This is a genomic window from Polynucleobacter sp. UB-Raua-W9 (genome assembly GCF_018687435.1).
GTDB lineage: Bacteria > Pseudomonadota > Gammaproteobacteria > Burkholderiales > Burkholderiaceae > Polynucleobacter.
The window spans coordinates 1,283,189-1,301,764 of the sequence record NZ_CP061290.1 but is presented as its reverse complement, the minus strand read 5'-3'; the positions used below and the strand labels follow the sequence as shown (position 1 = coordinate 1,301,764).

Sequence of the window (18,576 nt, the reverse complement as noted above, 5' to 3'; positions counted from 1 at the left end):
AATTTTGGGTATTAAGCTTTAGAAACCCAGCGTAATCCAATAAGGGCCAAGAGGAAATACAGGAGGGGTGGCGTCAAGGCAGTCATAAAAGCAGGCCAGGATCCCAATAGCCCAACATTTGAAAATAGCGAGTTGAAAAGTTGAAAACTCATGCCAAGCATGATTCCACCAAAAACTTTAATACCTACGCTTCCAGCACGCACTTTTAGATAAGCAAAAGGCAGCGCTAAAGCCAGCATCACAAAAATCGTAAAGGGATAAATTACTTTTTTCCAGAAGGCGATAGAGTGACGTTGCGTATCTTGTTTGTTATCGCGAAGATGGGAGATAAAGCGACCCAAGCTAACGATAGACATTTTTTCGGGGCTAATCAGTAGTACATTCAGAATTTGGGGCGTGACCTCAGACTCTAAAGTGAGGATCGGGTGCGTAAAGGTGCGTGATGAAAAGACTGGGTTCAACGGATCACTTTGCTTAGTTTCCTTGAAGCGAGTTTCTATAACATCATTGAGTACCCAGATGCCAGTTTCATCGAACTGACCTGAGGCGGCACTTCTAATCGACAGCAGATGGTATGAATCATTAAATTCATACATCCGAATATTGGTGATCTCATTGTCTTTATCAACTTTGCCTACGTTCACGTAACGCACACCAGGCCGAACTGGCCCGCTACCATCTTCATCACGCAGGCGATCTTTAACCCAAACGCCCGTTCTAAATTGTGATGAGTAGGCAGAACCTAGCGCCTTCATGCGAATTTGATCTGATTTGGCTTCTGTATAAGGGCCAACCCATTCACTCATGATCAGTGTGAGCGCTACCAATGGCAGGGAGATTTTAGTGAGGGTAATGAGCCCACGTTTTACGTCCAAACCAGCAATGCGCAAGATTGTAAATTCGGATTGACTGGCGAGCATCGCAAAAACATAAATACTGCCGATCAGTCCGGCGATCGGAATAATTTCTGAGATGCGATTAGGCGCCTTCAGCAGTACATGGAGTAGTGCAAGGGGCAGCGTATAGCCGCCCTGGACAGAGCCCAGCTCGCTCAATATGTCGAAGAATAAAAATAAGGCTACAAGCGCAAACAAAATAAAACCAAATGCTGCATAAATTTGCTTGGCTAAATAACGCTCATAAATAAAAGGAAAGAGCATCTTCATTTGCTTGCCAGTCTGGCAGGTAATTGACGACGCCACCATTTTAGAGATGGATTAATTCGATTGCGTATCAGAAAAATGGCAATGAGAAGTGCTAGTAAGTGAATTGGCCATATGCCAACTAGCATGCTTACTTTTCCTTTTGCGACAAAGTTTTGTGTGAGGTTTAGTAAGTTGCTATAAATCAAATAAATCAATACCGCATAAAACATGGCGGTGTAGTTACCGAGTCGTGGGTTTACGTAAGCCAGGGGAATGGCAATGAGCACTAATCCAAGGGCCATGAGTGGCAGGCCAATGCGCCAAAGCAATTCGGCTCGATTGGGGTTGATAGTGTCTGGGGTGGATTCATTTAGCAATTCAGAGATTGTTTTTTCCCGATCTCGCGGGGGTGGCGCTAGAGTATCTTTGCTGTGGACTTTGGTTGTGTATTCATCGAACTCTAAAATCCTAAAGTCCGGGTGAGTTGGTTGACCTTCGTAGCGCCGCCCATGATGAAGGATGATCGATTTTTCTCCACCTGCGGAGTTTTGTATAAACCCTGTTGAGGAGACGGCAACACTGAGCCTGCCATTCTTGGAGTCAGCCACGAAAATATTCTTTACTTCGCTTTTATCAATATCGAGCTCTTCAATAAAAAACACACGCTCTGCTTTTGCTGATTCTTTAAATTGTCCGGCACTCACCATGGAAACGTCATCACGTTGTTGAAAGCGTTGACTAATTAGGGTGGATTCGCGATTGGCCCAGGGCCATACAAAAAGTGCGAGTAATGCAATAACAATAATGAGTGGTGTGGCAAATTGCAGTATGGGGCGAATTAAATTCGTGACACTTAGGCCGCTCGTGAACCACACAATCATTTCTGAGTCTTTGTACCAGCGAACCAGGACAATGAGGGTTGCTACAAACAAAGAAACTGTTAGTAAGACTGCTAGGTAGCCGAGAGTGGCTAATGCAATTAAAACCAGGGCATCCTCGGGGTTAACGGCACCATTTGCGGCATAACCCAAAATTCGGATCACCAAGGTGGTTACCATGATGGTGACCAAGACCAAAAAGACGCCACCAGTTGTAAAACTGAGTTCGCGGCGGAGGGCTTGGTTAAAAATCATGTGAAGTGGTTTATCTGGATTCTGGGCTTATTGTTAGGGTTTAAATGGCTTATATTGGTGCAGATAAAAGAAGTTCATAGCATGTCGGAGGATAATGGATAAAAGACTCCTTTTAGTAATTTCCTAACCACTTGAATCGACTTAAACATACCGCAATAGATTATGACCATTCAATTTAGCACCAAGATTTTCCCTCAAGCTGACCTCAACAGCGTAAAAGCTCTGACTTCCAGTCTAAAAAGCCTGCTGGCTCATGGTTCTGACTGTTTAGTTTTGGCCTATTCTAAAGCTGACATTGACAGTTTTGGCGGCCCCAAAGCAGTAAAGCGTAAAGCTGGATTTTTGGCTGAGCTTGACCAATTGCTCGGCGGTTCAGTCAGCCATGCCAATTTACTGGGTGATCTTGACGATAAACAATCATCTGTGTGTATTTTGCGCGCTGATAAATCTTGGGCTGCCAGTGGTGTCAAGGCGAAACGTGTTCTATTGCTGGGTTTGGGTGATGCGAGTGAGCATAATTTGACAAGCTTTTCTAAAGTGGTGCGTGCGGGATTGAAAGCGCTGAGCGGCGGCCCTATTGAAAACGCACTTTGGTTTGTACCAAGCTTTGCACAAAAAACGGAATTGATTGCCGAGGAAGTGCGCTTAACAATTCAGTATGCTGGCGATCAAGCCTATCGTTTTGGTGTGCGCCAGCCCACCATGAAATTCAAAGCCAAAGATAAGGCTGATACTTTCAAGCATTTAGTTTTTGCTGGTAACAATACTTGCGCTAAAGAACTGAAAGCTGCCGTAGAGCAAGGTGTTGCCATGGCGGAAGGCATGCATCTTGCAAAGGATTTGGGTAACCTGCCTCCGAATATTTGTACGCCAACTTACTTAGCAAAGACAGCTCAAGGCCTTAGTAAGAAAGTCGGCTTAAAGGTAGAGGTCCTTGGTCGCAAGCAAATAGAGGCTTTAGGTATGGGTTCTTTCTTATCAGTAGCGCAGGGTTCTGAAACCCCGCCTCAATTTATTGTGATCCGTCATCAAGGCGGCAAAGCTGGGGATGCACCGATCGTCTTAGTGGGTAAAGGCATTACATTTGATACGGGAGGTATTTCATTAAAACCTGGTGAAGCCATGGATGAGATGAAATACGACATGTGTGGCGCTGCTTCGGTCATTGGCACTTTGTATGCAGCTGGTTTAATGAAGCTCAATCAGAATGTGATTGGTGTGATCCCAACATGCGAGAACATGCCTTCAGGAAAAGCAACTCGCCCAGGCGATATTGTGAAGAGTATGTCGGGTCAAACGATTGAGGTTTTGAACACTGACGCTGAAGGCCGTTTAATTCTGTGTGACGCGCTAACCTATGTTGAACGCTTTAAGCCTAAAGCAGTAATTGATATCGCTACCTTAACGGGAGCATGCGTGATTGCTTTGGGTCATGTGCACAGTGGATTATTTTCAGAGGATGAAGATCTCGTTAGGGCCTTGACCAAGGCAGGCAAGGCTTCATTGGATACTGTTTGGCGCTTACCTTTGGATGCTGCTTACCATGAGCAACTCAAGTCAAACTTTGCTGATGTCGCCAATATTGGGGGTCGTCCTGCAGGTAGCGTTACAGCAGCATGCTTCTTATCGCGCTTTACCGAGAAATATAAGTGGGCCCATTTAGATATTGCTGGTACTGCATGGAAGAGTGGGGCTGCAAAAGGCTCTACCGGTCGTCCGGTGCCTTTGCTTGTGAACTTCTTGCTTGAGCAGAAGTAAGCGTTCATCGCTCTATGGCACGGATCGACTTTCATAGCAATGTGGCGGACAAGTTGGAATACGCCTGCCGTCTGACGCGTAAAATTTGGAGTGCCACCCCCGCAGGCCAGGCGGTTCGCAATATTGTGATGGTTGGTGAGATGGCCGATCTGCAAAAACTAGACGAGTTACTTTGGACTTTCAGTAGCAGTGATTTTTTGCCTCATTGTTTTCTTGATGATGAAGCTGCAGCTGAAACTCCCATTGTTTTAACCGATGATTTTTCTTCCCCGGCCTTATCGAGCGTGCCACATGCAGATGTCATGATTCACTTGGGAATGCGGATGCCACAAGATGTAGCCGCCTTAGTCGCGCGCTTTCCTAGAGTAGTTGAAGTTGTTGCAGTTGATGAGGTTGAGCGTTTGGCTGGGCGCGAGCGTTACAAAGCTTATCGAGATCTCGGTCATGACTTACACAACTTTGACCAATCCAAGAGTTAATTATTCATGTTGATTCATCCACAGTTTGATCCTGCCGCAATTCGCATCGGATCATTTGCAATTCATTGGTATGGGTTGATGTATCTCATGGCCTTTGCACAGTTCTTATTGTTGGGCCGCTTACGCATTCGTGCGCCACGTTATCAGGCACTTGGTTGGAGCTATAAAGATCTTGAGGATCTTCTATTTGCAGGCGTCTTAGGTGTTGTTCTTGGTGGTCGCCTAGGCTATGTATTGTTTTATATGCCTGGGCATTATCTTATGCACCCCTTAGACATTTTGAAGATTTGGGAAGGTGGCATGTCCTTTCATGGTGGCTTATTGGGTGTGCTCACTGCCTTGTACTGGTTTGCCAAAAAGCGCAAGACCACTTTTTTTGTTGTGAGTGATTTGGTGGCACCCCTAGTGCCATTTGGCTTAGCCTTTGGGCGACTAGGTAACTTTATTAATGGTGAGTTGTGGGGTCGACCCACTGATTTGCCTTGGGCTATGGTCTTTCCAATGGTTGATAGCATTCCCCGTCACCCATCGCAAATCTACCAATTGTTAGGCGAGGGCGTTTTGCTTGGAGTGGTCTTGTGGATTTACTCCAGCAAGCAACGCCATATAGGCCAGGTCTCAGGATTGTTCTTATTGGGTTATGGCGTCTGCCGATTCTTGGCTGAATATGCGCGTGAACCAGATGCCTTCCTTGGTCTCCTGGGTTTAGGCTTGTCAATGGGGCAGTGGTTATGTGTTCCTATGATCTTTTTTGGTATTTATTTGATGAGTTCATTCAAATCAAATTCTTCTGAATAAAAAATGCTGAACGAAGAAGTTACCCTTCGTAAGCTGGAAATTCTCTGTTCATTTGTCAGGACAGGCAGTCTTGTAAAAACTGCCGAAGAGTTGCACTTGAGCTCAGTGAGTATTCACAAAGCACTTCACTCACTAGAGACCGGTATTGGCTGTCCTTTGTTTATCAAAGAGGGCCGCCAATTAAAGACGCTACCTGCTGCAATTTACCTGGCAGAAGCCAGTTTGGATCTGCTCAGCGACATGGATCGTATTCTGAAGAAGACAAGATCTAAGTCAGGTGTTGAGACTGGTCAAATTCGTTTAGGTTCGATGTACTCTTTGACTGCCAACATCATTCCCAGAATAATTATGGGCACCAAGATTCGAAGACCTGACTTGGATATTGACTTGTATCTTGGCTCAAACGAAGACCTCATGACAAAGTTATCTGAGGGAAGCGTCGATGCAGTGGTGATTGCAGTCCCCTCAATCAATCTGCCGGATGGGGTTCAAGTTGTCCCTTTGTTTGAGGATGATTTGTTTTTAGCTTCATCAAAGAAAAGTAAGCCAACCGAAGCCAGTGTTGACCTATCCCAGTATCGAGACGAGAAGTTTTTGACACTTCAAGATGGCTTTGCAACCACCTCTGGCTTCTATGACGCATTTCAGTTGGCAGGGTTTAAGCCTAATGTGACCATGAAGGTGGGGGACATCTTTTCCCTGATGAATATGGTGTCTGGCGACCTGGGTAGATCTTTATTACCGGGGAGGGTAAAGGCATTAATGGGCAATTCAATTGAATTTACCCCTTTGCTGCCCAAATATCGGGTGATTCAGCGTATTGGCCTTCTCTACCTCCAAGCTAATGAATCTAACCCCAATATTTTGGCTTTAGCGGCTGAAGCCCGCATGTTGCATCGCAATAAAGAATAGCCCCTTAATATCAAAGATTAACTTTAAGTTAATGTTTTATCATTAAGGTTAATTGATTCGAAAAGGCAGTGGTACTAAATTTCATCAGTAGCCTTTTGTCGATTGCATTTCCTAAGAGACCCTCATGCTTGAAAAGTTAGCAAAAGCCCGTTATTTCTCCCGCGTCACTGGCGCGGTTAATCGCCTCATTTCCGAGCGCGGTGAGTCTAATGCGGTCAGCATGGCGGATGAAGTGATTCATAACTATCGCAAGCTCTCCAGAGATCAGCATGCGAAGTTTTTTACTTTCTTATTTCAAAAACTAAATCCAGATCCTGCAGCAGTCATGGCTGCGGCCCAAAATTTTGCTGCTGAGGGCAATGCCCGCAACTATATTAAGTTGCAACGTGTTACCGAGCCACCAAGACAAGAATTATTCCGCCGTTTAAATCGTGCGACAAATGGCACTGCCGCATTGGTGGCAATGCGGCGCGATCTTTTGCAATTACTTGATAAGCAGCCTGAGTTAACGGCCGTAGACTTTGATTTGCGCCATCTGCTTTCTTCTTGGTTCAATCCTGGTTTCTTGAAGATGCATCGAGTTGATTGGAAATCACCTGCAGAGGTTTTAGAGAAGCTCATTCAGCATGAGGCGGTGCATGCTATTGATGGATGGGATGACCTGCGCCGCCGCCTGCAGCCTGATCGCAGATGCTTTGCCTTCTTTCACCCGCAATTGCCTAATGAGCCATTGATTTTCGTGGAGGTTGCTCTCCTGCCAGAAATCCCTGCAGTGATTACACCGCTGGTGGATAAAAAAGCAGAGACAGTTCATCAAACTTCCAATTACAAAGTGGCAGCCTTTTATTCCATTAGTAACTGTGAGCCTGGGTTGCGCGGCGTATCCATGGGTAACTTCTTGATCAAGCGTGTTGCTGAACAATTACACGAAGAGTTTCCTGGCTTGAAGACCTTCGTAACCTTATCGCCTATTCCTGGGTTTATTGATTGGGTTGCTGCTGGTGCCGATATCGGCGGTGAGAAATCCAGTGTTCAGCTCAAGCCTGCAATTCGGACTGCGCGCGAGCAAGCGCTAGAGGCTATTGGTTTAGCGAAACGTCCTTGGACTGAGCGCTTAAGCTCTGGATGGCACCCAGATAATGCGACTGAAAAAGAAAAAGCTGCACTGTTGTGTCTCGCAAGTATTTATTTAGGTCTTGGGTCTGCTGGTCGCAACGGCAATCCTGTTGCTAAGTTCCATTTGGGGAATGGTGCAAAGTTGCATCAAATCAATTGGGCGGGCGATCTTTCTAAGAAGGGTTTGCGCCAATCAGCGGCACTAATGGTTAACTATTTATACGATCTCTCAGCCGTTGAAGAAAACCATGAGCGTTTTACTCGGGGGGAGATCGATTATTCAAGGGCGGTAGGTCGTTTAATGGCGCCCTGATCAGGAGTTTAGGAGGAGACGCCCTAAGGCAGAATTCAAAGAGTATTCGTCTTGGGGTTGATGGAGTAAGCTAGGCGGCATCAGGCAGCAATTCAGAAAATGTTAGAGATGTCTAAATGTTGCACATATAGCTAATTAAAATGGCAAGTGGAGGAGACAAAAAATGTTGAAGCAATTGAGATTTGCGGGCCTTGTAAAGCGGGCTCTATTTTTAGTTTGTGCTGCACCTTTGGTGGTGATGGCGCAAGAGTGGCCTAATAAGCCAATTACTTTTATCGTGCCATTCCCAGCCGGCGGCGGTACTGATGCCTTTGCGAGACCTTTGGCCGCACAACTAACGAAACAATTGGGTAAGCAGATCATCATTGATAACCGCGGCGGTGCTGGTGGAACGCTAGGGGCCTCTATTGCCGCTAAAGCAGCGCCAGATGGCTACACCTTCTTTATGGGCGCCGCGCACCACGCTATTGCACCAGCGATGTACCCTAATTTGGATTACGACATTGAGAAGAGCTTTATTCCAGTAGCAATGGTGGCTAATCCACCTCAAGTTATTGTGATTAATCCCAAGAACGTTCAAGTCAAAGACTTAAAAGAGTTCATTGCTTTGCTGAAAAAGAATCCTGGCAAATTTAACTACGCTAGTGCTGGCAATGGCTCTTCACATCACTTGGCTGGTGAGCAGTTCAAGATGCTGACTAAGACATTTGTTACCCATATTCCATATCGTGGGGCTGGCCCAGCAATGCAAGATCTGATTGCTGGTCAGGTTGATGTTGAATTTGACGGCTTGGGTTCTTCAGCTGCTCAGATTAAGAACGGTTCTATCGTTGCTTTGGCAGTTGCTTCGCAAAAGCGTGCCCCTGGATTTCCGAATGTGCCAACTGCAGCTGAAGCAGGCTTAGTAGGTTATGAAGTTTCCACTTGGTATGGCTTGTTTGCTCCTAAAGGCACTCCTCAACCGATTATCGATAAGATGATTGTTGAAGTGCAAAAGGCCATCAATACACCAGACTTGAAAACGATTTGGACCAACAACGGCTCTGATACTCCGAGCCTTTCGGGCGATGCTTTTGGAAAGTTTGTTAATACTGATATCAAGCGTTGGGCTGCGGTAGCTAAGGCCTCTGGCGCTAAGTTGGACTAATCTTGCATTACTAATCAATATTACTAGTTGGATTTGAGGGTCTCATGAATTTATATTCGCTCTTGGAAAAAGGATTTCCAAAAGATAAAAAAGCATGCGCATTAGAGACGCATGATGGTCTGTATTACTCCTGGGGTGACCTTGAGGGTGCCACTGCGAAGATGGCCAATTTACTCAAGAGTCTTAAGCTTCCCGCAGGTTCACGGATTGCCGTCCAAGTTGAAAAATCTCCCGAGGCCCTCTTCTTATATTTGGCTACGATTCGCGCAGGCTATGTGTATTTGCCTCTCAATACTGCGTATCAGTCTGCTGAAATCCAATATTTTTTAGAGAACGCAGAACCAGCGATAGTGGTGTGCAGTAGCAAGAATTACTCCTGGGTATCCCAGGTAGCAGCGAAAGCAGGTACCAAGCATGTCTTTACTCTTGATGAAAATCGTACCGGGACATTACTAGAGCGCGCGGGTGGTTTGAGTAATAAATTCAAAACAGTCCCAGCTAAAGATGACGATCTCGCAGCGATTCTATATACCTCAGGTACCACGGGTCGCAGCAAAGGTGCAATGCTCACTCATAAAAACTTGGGTAGTAACGCGCAAGTCTTGCAAAAATTCTGGGGATGGAAAAAAGGTGACGTGCTATTGCATGCATTACCTATCTTCCACGTGCATGGTTTATTTGTTGCTGCTCATGGCGCATTAATTAATGGCAGTAAGATGATTTGGTTGCCACGCTTAGACACGGCTCAGCTGATTAAGTATATGCCTCAGTCCACAGTCATGATGGGCGTGCCCACTTTCTATGTGCGCTTGTTAGCCGACAAGGGCTTTAATAAGCAGGTTGCACGCAATATGCGTTTGTTTGTTTCTGGTTCAGCACCATTGCTTACTGAAACATTTAATACCTTTAAAGAGGTCATTGGGCAGCCAATTTTGGAACGCTACGGGATGAGTGAAACGGTGATGTTGGTTTCTAATCCCTACAAGGGTGCTCGCGTTGGGGGTTCTGTTGGCTTGCCGCTTCCTGGCGTTAAAGTGCGCGTTGTTAATGAAAATAATAAGCCATGTAGCGTTGATGAAATCGGTAGTATTCAGGTCAAAGGGCCAAATATATTCAAGGGCTACTGGCGTATGCCTGAGAAGACCGCAGAAGAATTTACGAAAGACGGTTGGTTCAAGACTGGTGACGTTGGACGTTGGGGCGGTGATGCCAATGGCGGCAAAGCCCCAAAAGACTATTTGTGCATCGTTGGGCGTAGCAAAGACTTGATTATTTCTGGTGGCTACAACGTGTATCCAAAAGAGATTGAAGGCTTCATTGACGATATGGATGGCGTAGATGAGAGTGCAGTGATTGGTATTCCACATCCTGACTTTGGTGAGGCTGTTATGGCAGTGGTGGTGCCTAAAGCTGGTGCAAATTTAAATGCTGAGGCAATGATTGCTACTTTAAAAACGCAAATTGCAAACTTTAAGATTCCAAAGCGCTTAGAGATTGTTGCTGACTTACCGCGCAATGCAATGGGTAAAGTTCAGAAGAATATCTTGCGTCAGCAATACACGCAGTAATTAAAAACCAAATGCCTTGCGGCTCTCATTAAACATGAAGGCTGCAAGGAAAAACAACATCACACCGAAGATGCGTTTGAGTTGTGCGATATTCAACTTGCGTGCCATTTTTGCCCCTAGTGGAGCAGTAAAAATGCTGATTGCTACGATGCAGGCAACGGCTGGAACATAAACAAAACCAAGTGAGCCTGCGGGCAGATTGGGGTGGCCCCAACTGCCGTACATATAACCTATCGTTGCAGCCGCAGCAATCGGAAATCCCAAGCCTGAAGAGCTGGCCATTGCAGTGTGGGGCTTCACGTTACACCAGAGCATAAATGGGACGGTGATAAATGCACCGCCTGCGCCCACAAGGCTAGCGAGGGCGCCGGTAAATGTGCCAAAAGAGAATAATCCCAGTGGGCCTGGCAACTCTCGTCCTGCGCTAGGCTTTTTATTCAGAATCATCTGAATAGAGGTGTAAACAATGAAGATGGCAAAAAAGAGTGAAAGCCATGAGGTATTTAGTGCCTCAAAAATTTCACTTCCACCGATGAGGCTGCCTACTACCAAGCCTGGGCTAAGAGAGGCAACTAACCTCCAGTCAATAGAGCCATGTTTATGGTGCGCCCAAATTGCAGAGGTGGTGGTAAAGAGGATGGTGGCCATGCCGGTTGCAATAGCCATATGGACGATGACGCTTTGATCAAAATGCAAGTTGTTGAATACCAAGATCATGAAGGGCACCAGAATCATGCCGCCACCGATGCCAAGCAGGCCCGCTAAGAAGCCCGCAACACCACCGCACAACAAGAGCATTGCAATATCACTGATTAACATGAATTCCCCGCCTTAGCCGCTAGGCCGTCATCCTGAACCCTAAGGTTCAAGGTGGAACGGCTACTCTGTTTCGGGTGCATTAAGAGATTCAGGGAGTAACCAAGTCTAAGTTGGCACTGTGAACCTGCAAAGCGCTCACGCCCACAAGGTAAAGATCGTTCCGGATGCTTGCGCATCGGTTCAAGGAACTATTGGCCTTGGCGAACCAGGCAGGGAAAGGGTTTGCATCAAAGCATCAACCTGATCTTCGAGGGTATGGATCTCCGCTTGAAGTCTTGCAACTTCATCAGAACTGACATTCGAAGAGGGGCTTTGTTGCGATTGTTTTTGTAGCTTGATGAGGTCGCCAGCAATTTTGAGTGCAGCCATCATGCTGGCGCGCTCAATGCTGCGGTTGCCACCGCTGATCGCTAGTTGAATTTGCTCATCTACCAAGACACACGCTGCGCGAAGTAATGGCTCATGCTCTGCGCTCGTAGCAAGAGTAATCTTTTGCCCAGCTAGGGTTACTTCAATGCGTTGTTGGCTCACTATCGTCCTCTGCGTTGGTAGGTGGAATAGCTTCGCCAAGCAAGTTCATTTGGCGACCATCAGTTTGCTCTGGTAGGCGACTTAAAATATGCTGAATACGTTTTTGCGCGCCCTCAATTTTGCTTTCAAGTTCAGCCCGGTTCTGCGTTAAGTTTGTAACTTCTTCGGTAATCGCCAGGACTTTGTCGCTCAAGCGTTTTACGGACGTGCTGATAGACTCGATTTCGGTATCGGTCTGATCAGTGGAGAAACGGGTTTGCTCGTTCATATTGGCATTGTAGCCTTGAGATTGAACTTACTTTCCTAATTTTGGAAGACCCTTAGTAAGGGCTAGCCCCAGTATTGGAAACCGCCCCTTAGAAAGTGTATTTGGTGCTTAGGTAAAACGCTCTACGGTCACTTGGGTAGTAATAGTAACTGTTGTTAAAGCTTCCATTGGCGCCCATCAGACTGGCGTATCCACCCGAAGTCGCATAAGAGGTATTGCCTACGTTCTTAATGGTAAATTTGGTATCAAAGTTTCCTGTTTTATAGTTCAGGAAAACATCGCCAACAGTATATGAAGGCATTTGATTAAGGGTGTTGTAGTAAACCGGGCTTGCGTCGTAATGCTGGTTGCTGACATAGTTCACCACACCCCCAAATGACCAATTCATGTCGATTAAATAGTTCGCTCTTGCATTGAGCAATAAATTTGGTGCAAGTGGAATAGCATTGCCTGCATATGGACCGTCTGCATAATAGGAGTTTTGAATCTTTCCTCCACCAGCTAGCATGAGTTTTTTGGTGATATTGGATGAGGAATCTAAAACAACCCCGCGCCTATTGACGTTGTATTGAGAGTTGTAATTGAATCCGGAGGATGGGTTATACATAATTTCATTCTGCGATGTAGATGAAAAAATAGAGCCGTTCACTCTCAAGCTGCTCAACATCCAATTGCCGCCGATCTCATAGGTTTGTGCCGTCTGTGGTTTCAGGATGCCATTAAATACTTGGGTAGAGGTATTGTTGTCATATCCCCAGAATTCATCAATGTTTGGAAAGCGATAAGACTGATTCCATTTGATGTAGACCTTTTGATTATTTGCATAACTGAAATTGAAGGCAGCATCCCCTGCATTAGCCGAGTATGTTTTATTGGCACTTGACGGCCCGCTTGAGGAGTAAACATTGGTGTCATAAGTACTAGCTTGCTGCGCCTGATGTCTCGCGCCACCATCCAGACTTAATCCATTAACGATTGGAAGCTTCAGAATTCCATAAACGGATTGATTTAACAGTGATGCACTTTGTCCGTTATAGGTAAGCCCGTTTGGATTGCTAATATAACCATTTGGAATCATGACGTTATTCAATACTTCAGATCCGTAGGCGTTATTTGATCCTTGACTTGCTTTATTGAATTCATAACCCAAGATGCCCGTACCAAGAGATTCAATAAGTCCCTTAATGCGCGGGGAAAGGTTTAGCTGCCAACCAGAAAGTGTCGAGTTGCTTGCCCCAACTATCGGGTATGGAGTGACATTAAGTGCCGCACTGCTGTCATAAAAAGGGTTGTAATAGAAGACGTTTCTATTGGTGTAGGAGGCGTCTAGCTCGCCGATATAACCTGCTGCCAACCCTTTTGTGCCACCAAATCTCACGCCCGCATTATTAGTGCTTGTATTTGATCCAACGTTATTGAACTTGGCCGCTTGAGGATCTCCAGATCCAACTTGTCCCACAACGCCACCAGGATTTTGAGCATTGGTATAGCCATAAAACAAATCTGTATAGATTCTGTCAATCCCGCCAAACTTTTGAATGACTTTTGCATCAAATGCATAGGCATTGGCCGCTGAATTCTGTCTCCAACCATTAGTGTTGGAAGTGTTTGCTGTGAGTTGGTAGGTAGTATCTTGATAAGTATCGCGAAGGATTGCATTGTTCACGAGGGTGTTATAGCTGCCATAGCTAACACTAGCCTGATTAAGCTTGGAGGTATTGCCATTGGTAATGATGTTGATGACGCCGCCTACTGCACCATTTCCGTACTGAACGCTTGCACCACCCTGCAGCACTTCAATTCGTTCGATTGAATCTAAGGGGATTGAGCCCCAGCTGATTGATGATGAATCAATTGAATTCACTCTTTGGCCATCAATCAAAATCAATGTTGTGCTGTTGGCAGTTGCTCCATACCCACCCATATCCACCGTTGCATCTAAGTTAAGCTGTCCTGGATTGAGGCTACGCACATTCAGACCGCCAATTTGGGATAGAACATCAGGAATATTGTTGGATGTTGAGCTGGCTATCTCATCGCGCGTAATAACTTTGACATTGGCTGGAACCTCATTCAAGTTTTCCTCAAAGCGTGACCCAGTGACAACAATAGTTGATTGGGCACTTTGTGCAAATACAAAAAGGGGGTTACTGATGATGAATAACGCGCCACAAAGTAGGGCGATTTTTTTCTTGCTGAACTGCTTTTTCATGAAACACTTTCTGTTATCGAGTGCTCAGCTCACTTCCCCGTAAGCTGGGTCGAACAGAATTTCGCGTGCAGGAGTTCAGGCGTCAATTAGGCGCAGGATCGCAAGACCGAGCGCTATCATCGGCGCGCGAAGGTCCCCGTCCGCGAAATTCCACCTGTCTTGGCCGGTATCCGGGCTAGTAAATATCAGAATCTGGCCTTCCCATGCGATTGACGCGCACAGTGGCCTTGTCAGATTCCTGACGCCTAAAAATTGAGCAAAAGGCGTATTTACCTACCGTTGCGGGGGCAGCACACGTTTAGTGTTTCCCGTTTAACTCTATTGCACTGCAATAAAGCACCACGACCCTTCAATTCTAGTCCATCTTGAGGTTTTGACCCTGAATTTAAAGGTAAAAAAGCCTACAATAGAGGGTCTAGGATTAAGGATTCATGACTGTATTAGATAAGCACCCCGAAAAAAACCTGATTCGTTTGCAGCTGAGTCAAAACTCAGTCTTAAAAAGCTTGGATCCGGAAGCAATGGCTGAATTAGAGCGCCATCTAGAGATCTCAGACCTCAAAAAATCAGAAATTCTGTTGCACCAAGGTGATCACCAAATGGAGCAGTACTTTGTGCTGGATGGAATCCTGAAGCGCATTGTTTCGAGTGCGGATGCAAAGGAAATGATTCTGCGCTTTGCCATTGAAAAAGATATCGAGACAAGCTACGCCGCTTGGCGTCTAAAGACTGCTGCGCCCTACAGCATTGCTAGCGTAACTAAAGCCCGTGTTGCGCGGATGCCCCTCAAAAAGTGGGCTGAATTCTTGGACGAGCATAAGCCTTTGAAGGAAAGCTTTGAGTTCGAAGTCATGCGCTTGATGAGTGAGATCATGGCTCATACCATCACTTTGCACATGCTCGATGCTCCAGGCCGAGTAGAGCGCTTCCTGCGCAAATATGAAGACTTATTTGAGCTTCTCCCAAAAAAAGAGTTGGCCGCCTACCTTAATCTCTCTCCTGAGACCTTGAGCCGTCTTAAAACAAAGCATAAAGAGCTCTTTATCTAGGTTTTTTGGGTTTGCGCCCCCTCGGAGAGCTTGATTTAAGGGGAAATTGACCGAAGTCAATGATGAACCCCCACCCCGAGCCTAATATTCATTTCTGCCTAAGCGGGGACTAATACCCGCAGTGCAATTAATAACTTCATTGGAGACATTAGCGTAAGCTAAATTGCATAGATCCATCACTAAATGGTGACCTGCAATTCACATAAAAATCTATGACTACAGATAACCAAAACACACAATTAACCGACGGCTTCCATCTCGTCATTGACGCTTTAAAAGCAAATGACCTAGACACCATTTTTGGACTCGTTGGTATTCCAATTACCGACCTCTGCCGCTTAGCTCAGGCAGAAGGTTTGCGTTTCATTGGCTTCCGTCATGAGCAGCATGCGGGTAACGCTGCTGCGATTGCTGGCTACATGACGCAAAAGCCCGGTATCTGCATGACAGTTTCTGCACCTGGCTTCTTGAATGGCTTAACAGCATTGGCAAATGCCACTGTGAACTGCTTTCCAATGATTTTGATTTCTGGCTCAAGCGAGCGTGAAATCGTTGACTTGCAGCAAGGTGACTACGAAGAGATGGATCAGCTCAATGCCGCCAAGCCGTATTGCAAGGCTGCATACCGCATCAATCACATTGAAGATATCGGCATTGGTTTTGCCCGTGCGATTCGCGCTGCAGTTTCTGGTCGTCCAGGCGGTGTTTACTTAGATTTGCCGGCACAGTTGCTTGCGCAAACAATGCCTGCTGATGAAGCGAAGAAATCGATCTTTAAAGTAATCGACCCAGTGCCACGTCAAATTCCAGCTCCTGATGCAGTTGCGCGCGCATTGGATGTATTGAAGGGCGCTAAGCGTCCATTGATTCTCTTGGGTAAAGGTGCAGCTTATGCACAGGCCGATAAAGAGATTCGTGACTTGATCGAGAAGTCTGGTATTCCTTACCTGCCAATGTCGATGGCTAAAGGTTTGTTACCAGACAATCATCCACAATCTGCTTCTGCAGCACGTTCATTTGTATTGGCTGAAGCTGATGCAGTGTTATTGGTTGGTGCACGTTTGAACTGGTTGCTGGCTCACGGTAAAGGCAAGACTTGGGGTAAAGATCCTAAGAAATTTATCCAGATCGATATTCAAGCAAACGAAGTGGATAGCAACGTGCAAATCGCCGCTCCATTGATTGGTGATGTTGGCTCATGTGTTGAGGGGCTCCTGAAGGGTATCGCTTCTGTACCTAAGCCAAGTGCCGAGTGGATCAACGCAATCAATGAGAAAAAAGATAAGAACATGGCTAAGATGGCTGAAACATTGGCCAAAGAAGCTAACCCAATGAACTTCCATGGTGCATTGCGTGTAATACGTGATGTCATTAAGAAGAACCCAGATGTGAACTTGGTAAACGAAGGCGCAAATACTTTGGATTATTGCCGCGCCATCGTAGATATGTACAAGCCACGTAAGCGTTTTGACTCTGGTACTTGGGGCATTATGGGTATTGGTATGGGTTACTCCATTGGAGCAGCTGTCATCAGTGGTTTGCCAACTGTTGCAGTCGAGGGCGATAGTGCATTCGGCTTTAGCGGCATGGAGCTCGAAACTGTTTGCCGTTACAACTTGCCAATCACGACTGTGGTATTCAATAACAACGGCGTATATCGTGGTACCGATATAAATCCAACGGGTGGCGCTGATGTAGCTCCAACCGTATTCGTAAAAGATGCGCGTTACGACAAGATGATTGAAGCATTTGGTGGAGTGGGTTACTACGTAACCACCCCAGCAGAATTAGAGGCGGCGCTAACAGAGGCAATTGCTGCCGGTAAACCAGCCCTCATCAATGCTGTTATTGATGAGACTGCAGGTACTGAGAGTGGCCGTTTGACGAACTTGAACCCATCTACTGCAGCTGCTAAGAAATAAAGATTGATTAGAAATTAAAAACGGTAATAAAAAGTTAATATTTTTAGACTAAATTTGTAGCAAACAAGAAATACTTAAGGAGAAACAAACATGACTAAACCATTAGACGGTATTCGCATTATTGACTTCACCCACGTTCAAGCGGGTCCTGCATGTACTCAGCTTTTGGCTTGGTACGGTGCTGACGTTATCAAAGTAGAGCGTCCAGGTTCTGGTGACGTAACCCGTAGCCAATTGCGCGATATTCCAGGTGCAGATGCTTTGTACTTCACCATGCTCAACGGTAATAAGCGTTCTTTGACTCTCGATACTAAGACTCAAGAAGGTAAAGAAGTTTTAGAAAAAATGATCAAAACTTCTGATGTGATGGTTGAGAACTTCGGTCCTGGTGCTTTGGATCGCATGGGATTCTCTTGGAAGCGTATCCAAGAATTGAACCCAAAAATGATCATGGCATCTGTTAAAGGCTTTAGCGATGGCCACTCATACGAAGACTTAAAAGTGTATGAGAACGTTGCTCAGTGTGCTGGTGGTGCTGCTTCCACAACCGGTTTCTGGGATGGTCCTCCTACAGTTTCTGCTGCAGCTTTGGGCGACTCCAATACTGGTATGCATTTGGCAATCGGCATCTTGACAGCCTTGATGCAACGTGAAAAAACTGGCAAAGGTCAAAAAGTATCTTGCTCAATGCAAGATGCTGTATTGAACTTGTGTCGTGTGAAGTTGCGCGATCAACAACGTTTGGACAAAATTGGTTACTTGGAAGAGTATCCACAATATCCACACGGTTCATTCACTGACGTAGTGCCACGTGGCGGTAACGCTGGTGGTGGCGGTCAGCCAGGTTGGGTGTTGAAGTGTAAGGGTTGGGAAACTGATCCAAACGCATACATCTATTTCACCATTCAAGGTCACGCTTGGGAGCCAATTACTAAGGCTTTGGGTAAGCCAGAGTGGGCAACTGATCCAGCGTACATGACTGCTGAAGCTCGCCAAGACAAGATTTTTGACATCTTCGCAACGATTGAAGATTGGCTCAAGGACAAGACTAAATACGAAGCTGTGGACATTCTCCGCAAGTTCGATATTCCATGTGCTCCAGTTCTCTCTATGAAAGAATTGGCTGCTTCACCTGACCTGCGTAAGAGCGGTTCAATCGTTGAAGTCGATCACAAAGTACGCGGCAAGTATTTGACCATCGGTAGCCCAATCAAGTTCTCTGATTTGGAAATCGAAGTGAAGCCATCTCCTGTATTGGGCGAGCACACTGATGAAGTGTTGGCTGATCTTGGTTACAGCGCTGACGACATCGCTAAGTTGCATACTGCTAAAGCAGTTTAATTATTAGTAGTTAGCATCAAAGTGAAGGCGCTCCTCGTGAGCGCCTTTTTTATTTTCCATGAAAA

The 18,576-nt window shown here is 45.9% G+C and carries 15 protein-coding genes, 1 other RNA gene, 1 pseudogene and 1 riboswitch; of the genes and pseudogenes, 10 read left to right on the top strand and 7 right to left on the bottom strand.

Features of this window, described 5'->3' with window-relative positions; genetic code table 11:
* Positions 1–11: 11 nt before the first annotated feature.
* Positions 12–1,166, bottom strand: coding sequence for an LPS export ABC transporter permease LptG (lptG, locus tag AOC07_RS06665; protein WP_215357216.1), 1,155 nt, complete (start codon positions 1,164–1,166; stop codon positions 12–14).
* Positions 1,163–2,278: an LPS export ABC transporter permease LptF gene (gene lptF / locus AOC07_RS06660; RefSeq protein WP_215357214.1), complete on the bottom strand. Its 1,116-nt coding sequence runs from the start codon at positions 2,276–2,278 to the stop codon at positions 1,163–1,165. The genes lptG and lptF overlap by 4 nt, the downstream gene beginning before the upstream one ends.
* Positions 2,279–2,440: 162 nt before the next feature.
* Between lptF and AOC07_RS06655 the strand changes: the two genes are divergently transcribed.
* From AOC07_RS06655 to AOC07_RS06625, 7 genes are all read left to right on the top strand, one after another.
* Entirely contained in the window at positions 2,441–4,036 is a 1,596-nt protein-coding gene (locus tag AOC07_RS06655; RefSeq protein WP_251371652.1) for a leucyl aminopeptidase, read from the top strand.
* Positions 4,037–4,050: 14 nt separating this feature from the next.
* Positions 4,051–4,515, top strand: a complete 465-nt coding sequence (locus AOC07_RS06650) for a DNA polymerase III subunit chi (RefSeq protein WP_215357212.1) — start codon at positions 4,051–4,053, stop codon at positions 4,513–4,515.
* Between the two features lie 6 nt (positions 4,516–4,521).
* On the top strand, positions 4,522–5,313 hold the full coding sequence (lgt, locus tag AOC07_RS06645; RefSeq protein ID WP_215357210.1) for a prolipoprotein diacylglyceryl transferase: 792 nt from the start codon (positions 4,522–4,524) through the stop codon (positions 5,311–5,313).
* Positions 5,314–5,316: 3 nt separating this feature from the next.
* Positions 5,317–6,225, top strand: coding sequence for a LysR substrate-binding domain-containing protein (locus AOC07_RS06640; protein WP_215292482.1), 909 nt, complete (start codon positions 5,317–5,319; stop codon positions 6,223–6,225).
* Between the two features lie 124 nt (positions 6,226–6,349).
* Positions 6,350–7,654, top strand: coding sequence for a malonyl-CoA decarboxylase domain-containing protein (locus AOC07_RS06635; protein WP_215357208.1), 1,305 nt, complete (start codon positions 6,350–6,352; stop codon positions 7,652–7,654).
* A 163-nt stretch (positions 7,655–7,817) separates the two neighbouring features.
* Entirely contained in the window at positions 7,818–8,801 is a 984-nt protein-coding gene (locus AOC07_RS06630) for a tripartite tricarboxylate transporter substrate binding protein (protein ID WP_215292473.1), read from the top strand.
* 44 nt (positions 8,802–8,845) lie between these two features.
* On the top strand, positions 8,846–10,369 hold the full coding sequence (locus tag AOC07_RS06625) for a malonyl-CoA synthase (protein ID WP_215357207.1): 1,524 nt from the start codon (positions 8,846–8,848) through the stop codon (positions 10,367–10,369).
* Here AOC07_RS06625 and AOC07_RS06620 read toward each other — a convergent pair whose 3' ends face one another.
* The 5 genes and pseudogenes from AOC07_RS06620 to AOC07_RS06600 form a co-directional block, all read right to left on the bottom strand.
* Positions 10,370–11,188 (bottom strand): sulfite exporter TauE/SafE family protein, encoded by an 819-nt coding sequence (locus tag AOC07_RS06620; protein ID WP_215357206.1) that lies wholly within the window; start codon positions 11,186–11,188, stop codon positions 10,370–10,372.
* Positions 11,189–11,407: non-coding RNA, 6S RNA (ssrS, locus tag AOC07_RS06615), on the bottom strand. It lies immediately after the preceding gene.
* A 99-nt stretch (positions 11,408–11,506) separates the two neighbouring features.
* Positions 11,507–11,719, bottom strand: a pseudogene (locus AOC07_RS09465) (cell division protein ZapA); the annotation flags it as partial.
* Positions 11,700–11,987 carry a hypothetical protein gene (locus tag AOC07_RS06605; protein WP_215292467.1) on the bottom strand — a complete coding sequence of 96 codons (288 nt, stop codon included), beginning with the start codon at positions 11,985–11,987 and terminating at the stop codon, positions 11,700–11,702. The pseudogene AOC07_RS09465 and the gene AOC07_RS06605, both read right to left, overlap by 20 nt.
* 88 nt (positions 11,988–12,075) lie before the next feature.
* On the bottom strand, positions 12,076–14,199 hold the full coding sequence (locus tag AOC07_RS06600) for a TonB-dependent receptor (RefSeq protein WP_215357205.1): 2,124 nt from the start codon (positions 14,197–14,199) through the stop codon (positions 12,076–12,078).
* A gap of 143 nt (positions 14,200–14,342) precedes the next feature.
* Positions 14,343–14,558: riboswitch (cobalamin riboswitch) on the bottom strand.
* A 72-nt stretch (positions 14,559–14,630) separates the two neighbouring features.
* Between AOC07_RS06600 and AOC07_RS06595 the strand changes: the two genes are divergently transcribed.
* From AOC07_RS06595 to frc, 3 genes are all read left to right on the top strand, one after another.
* Positions 14,631–15,248 carry a Crp/Fnr family transcriptional regulator gene (locus AOC07_RS06595; RefSeq protein WP_215357204.1) on the top strand — a complete coding sequence of 206 codons (618 nt, stop codon included), beginning with the start codon at positions 14,631–14,633 and terminating at the stop codon, positions 15,246–15,248.
* A gap of 212 nt (positions 15,249–15,460) precedes the next feature.
* Positions 15,461–17,170 carry an oxalyl-CoA decarboxylase gene (gene oxc / locus AOC07_RS06590; protein ID WP_215357203.1) on the top strand — a complete coding sequence of 570 codons (1,710 nt, stop codon included), beginning with the start codon at positions 15,461–15,463 and terminating at the stop codon, positions 17,168–17,170.
* Between the two features lie 90 nt (positions 17,171–17,260).
* Positions 17,261–18,511 carry a formyl-CoA transferase gene (gene frc, locus AOC07_RS06585; RefSeq protein ID WP_215292459.1) on the top strand — a complete coding sequence of 417 codons (1,251 nt, stop codon included), beginning with the start codon at positions 17,261–17,263 and terminating at the stop codon, positions 18,509–18,511.
* The last annotated feature ends 65 nt before the right edge of the window (positions 18,512–18,576 follow it).

Bases quoted from the DNA above. Each gene is read 5' to 3' on its own strand.
- AOC07_RS06595 (WP_215357204.1), top strand. From the start codon at position 14,631: ATGACTGTATTAGATAAGCACCCCGAAAAAAACCTGATTCGTTTGCAG.
- lptF (WP_215357214.1), bottom strand. From the start codon at position 2,278: ATGATTTTTAACCAAGCCCTCCGCCGCGAACTCAGTTTTACAACTGGT.
- AOC07_RS06630 (WP_215292473.1), top strand. From the start codon at position 7,818: ATGTTGAAGCAATTGAGATTTGCGGGCCTTGTAAAGCGGGCTCTATTT.
- AOC07_RS06640 (WP_215292482.1), top strand. From the start codon at position 5,317: ATGCTGAACGAAGAAGTTACCCTTCGTAAGCTGGAAATTCTCTGTTCA.
- oxc (WP_215357203.1), top strand. From the start codon at position 15,461: ATGACTACAGATAACCAAAACACACAATTAACCGACGGCTTCCATCTC.
- lptG (WP_215357216.1), bottom strand. From the start codon at position 1,166: ATGAAGATGCTCTTTCCTTTTATTTATGAGCGTTATTTAGCCAAGCAA.
- lgt (WP_215357210.1), top strand. From the start codon at position 4,522: ATGTTGATTCATCCACAGTTTGATCCTGCCGCAATTCGCATCGGATCA.
- AOC07_RS06635 (WP_215357208.1), top strand. From the start codon at position 6,350: ATGCTTGAAAAGTTAGCAAAAGCCCGTTATTTCTCCCGCGTCACTGGC.
- AOC07_RS06655 (WP_251371652.1), top strand. From the start codon at position 2,441: ATGACCATTCAATTTAGCACCAAGATTTTCCCTCAAGCTGACCTCAAC.
- frc (WP_215292459.1), top strand. From the start codon at position 17,261: ATGACTAAACCATTAGACGGTATTCGCATTATTGACTTCACCCACGTT.
- AOC07_RS06625 (WP_215357207.1), top strand. From the start codon at position 8,846: ATGAATTTATATTCGCTCTTGGAAAAAGGATTTCCAAAAGATAAAAAA.
- AOC07_RS06605 (WP_215292467.1), bottom strand. From the start codon at position 11,987: ATGAACGAGCAAACCCGTTTCTCCACTGATCAGACCGATACCGAAATC.
- AOC07_RS06620 (WP_215357206.1), bottom strand. From the start codon at position 11,188: ATGTTAATCAGTGATATTGCAATGCTCTTGTTGTGCGGTGGTGTTGCG.
- AOC07_RS06650 (WP_215357212.1), top strand. From the start codon at position 4,051: ATGGCACGGATCGACTTTCATAGCAATGTGGCGGACAAGTTGGAATAC.
- AOC07_RS06600 (WP_215357205.1), bottom strand. From the start codon at position 14,199: ATGAAAAAGCAGTTCAGCAAGAAAAAAATCGCCCTACTTTGTGGCGCG.